General features: G+C 28.3%; 3 protein-coding genes and 1 pseudogene. All 4 read left to right on the top strand.

Going from position 1 to position 2,820, the window contains the following annotated elements:
* Positions 1-109: 109 nt before the first annotated feature.
* Positions 110-880, top strand: a complete 771-nt coding sequence (locus B2W91_RS10605) for an SDR family NAD(P)-dependent oxidoreductase (RefSeq protein WP_291580630.1) — start codon at positions 110-112, stop codon at positions 878-880.
* Positions 881-1,005: 125 nt separating this feature from the next.
* Positions 1,006-1,356, top strand: a complete 351-nt coding sequence (locus B2W91_RS10600) for a NifB/NifX family molybdenum-iron cluster-binding protein (RefSeq protein ID WP_291580628.1) — start codon at positions 1,006-1,008, stop codon at positions 1,354-1,356.
* Between the two features lie 473 nt (positions 1,357-1,829).
* Complete coding sequence (locus B2W91_RS10595; protein ID WP_291580626.1) at positions 1,830-2,522, top strand: response regulator transcription factor; 693 nt, start codon at positions 1,830-1,832, stop codon at positions 2,520-2,522.
* Positions 2,523-2,624: 102 nt separating this feature from the next.
* Positions 2,625-2,816 (top strand): annotated as a pseudogene (locus tag B2W91_RS10590) (winged helix-turn-helix domain-containing protein); the annotation flags it as partial.
* Positions 2,817-2,820 lie beyond the last annotated feature (4 nt).

Genomic DNA, 2,820 nt, shown 5'->3' with positions numbered 1-2,820 from the left:
TTATGGAAATTAAAATCATGCATAAGTTAAATTTTCATTAATGAACCTATAAGAGGTGATGTACTGATATAATTTTCTATAAATAGATATTTAAAATGGAGGTATTATTTTGAGATATACTTTGATTACAGGTGCCACTTCTGGAATAGGATATGAGTTTAGTAAGGTTTTTGGAGAGAATGGCCATAATATGATTTTATGTGGTCGTGATATAAAAAGACTTGAGGAATTGAAAGCGGAATTTCAGTGTTATTCTAGTGATGTAGTTATTTTAGCTGGGGATTTAAGCTGCTTTGAAGATATTATAAAAATATATGAATACATAAAGAAAAATAATTACGAGATAGAATTTTTAGTTAATAATGCAGGGCTTGGATCTTTTGGGGCTTTAAGTGATACTTCTTTAGATAGAGAGCTTAATTTAATTGATGTTAATATTAAGGCAGTGATTCATCTCACTAAGCTTTTTTTACCGGATATGATTGAAAGAAACTCAGGTGGAATTTTAAATGTATCTTCTACTGCTGCTTTTTCTCCTGGACCTTTTATGAATAATTATTATGCTTCTAAGGCATATATACTTTCTTTAACGGAGGGATTAAAAGAGGAATTAAAAAATACTAATATAAAAGTTTCGGTATTATGCCCGGGACCTACTGCTACTAATTTTCAAGAAAGAGGAGAGGTTAAAAAGGCTGACTTTGCAAAGAAAACTTTAATGAATCCAAGATCAGTTGCTTGCATTGGATATAAGAAATTTATGAAAAATAAGCTGATTATTGTACCTGGTATTAATAATAAATTGCTAGTGATTTGCTCTAGAATAATTCCTAATAGATTATTAAGTAAAATAATTAGAAGGGTTAATAGCAAAAAGTAACATCTTATCATGGGATAAAATAGAATCTAGATGTATTAAAGTTAAAGAGATATACAATAAGGAAAAATTGGCTTTTTAATCTATGTAGGTATATAATGGAACTATACAGAAAGGAGTGCGTATATATGAAAATAGCAATACCAAAAAACGGGGATATGATAAACCAACATTTTGGGAAAAGTGAAAGTTTTATTATAGCTACAGTTGAAAATGGGAAAGTAACTGAAAAGAAGGAAGTTTCAGTTATGGATTTACAACATAATCATGGAGGATTATCTAAGTTAATTTTAAATGAAGGCGCATCAGTAATAATTACTGGAGGAATAGGCGCTGGAGCTTATAATGCTTTAAAAGAATATAACTTAGATGTTATAAGAGGAGTCAACTCAACAATAGATGATGCACTATCAAATTACTTAAGAGGTGAATTAAAAGATAGAGTTGTTATGTGTAGTCATCATGGAGAGCATCATTAGAATTTATTAAATCTTAAAACAAAGAAAACTTCAACTATTTTAAATGTATATATTTTAAAATAGTTAAAGTTTTTTTGCTTTTAGAGAAAAAATTTACTTTTATACTGCTAATCTTAGAAGAAAAAAGTTTTATAACATTTTATAAAACAAACATATCTATAGGAAATATGATAAAATGTTTTGTAGGTAGATTCAATATTTAAAATTGCAGGTATTTCTTAAAGAGCAAATAAAAGATATTTAGAATACTGAGGTAGCAGATAAAGTTCTGCTACTTTTTTATATTTAGGTTGCTTTTTTATAATTATTAATAGCTTAAGAGCTAAACGCATATTTCTTAAGAAATTCTTAAGAAATATGCTAACTATTTTGCAAAAAATCCTTTGTACAATAGTGCTGTAGCATTAGTACAGAGGAGATGAAGAAATATGGAGATGATATAATAAATTGAAGATAAATGGAGGGATGGATACATGAGTAAATATAGTGTGTTAGCAGTTGATGATGATAAAGAAATTAGTGATGCTATTGAAATTTATTTAAAAAATGAAGATATAAATGTTTTTAAAGCAATGGATGGGATTGAGGCGCTAAATATTTTGGATAAAGAAGAAATTCATCTTATATTAATGGATATTATGATGCCGAGAATGGATGGAATAAAGGCAACTTTTAAAATTAGAGAAAGTAAAAATATTCCCATAATTATGCTTTCAGCAAAATCTGAAGATACAGATAAAATATTAGGGCTTAACATTGGAGCAGACGATTATATTACAAAACCTTTCAATCCTTTAGAATTAGTTGCAAGAGTGAAGTCTCAATTAAGAAGATATACAAGCCTTGGTAATTTTAAAGGAAATGATGATGTGATTATAGTAAGAGGACTAATACTAAATAAAAATACAAAATCTATAACCATTGATGGTGAAGAAGCTCGCATGACTCCCCTTGAGTATAAAATATTAGAATTACTTATGGAGAATAAGGGGAGAGTATTTTCTATTGATGAAATTTATGAAAAGGTATGGAAAGAGAGTAGTTATAACTCTGAAAATACTGTAGCAGTGCATATAAGAAGGATAAGAGAAAAGATTGAGATAAATCCCAAAGAACCGAAATATTTAAAGGTGGTGTGGGGAATTGGATATAAAATTGAAAAGTAAAATTGTATATGCAATAACTTTTATAATAGCCATTTATTTGGTGGCATTTGCAATTTTAACAGGTATAGATATTAAAGATCAAAGTGTAAAATATTGGAATAACTTATGGAGAATAAAGGAAGAGTATCTTCTATTGATGAAATTTATGAAAAGGTATGGAGAGAGAGTAGTTATAACTCTGAGAACACTGTGGCAGTGCATATAAGGAGGATAAGGGAAAAGATTGAGATAAATCCCAAAAATCCAAAATATTTAAAGGTGGTGTGGGGAATTGGATATAAAATTGAAAAGTAAAATT

The sequence above is a fragment of the Clostridium sp. UBA6640 genome, from assembly GCF_002455975.1.
In the GTDB taxonomy this organism is placed as follows: Bacteria; Bacillota; Clostridia; order Clostridiales; family Clostridiaceae; genus Clostridium_J.
Note: the sequence above shows the minus strand (reverse complement) of the source record. Positions and strands in the feature narration are given on the sequence as shown.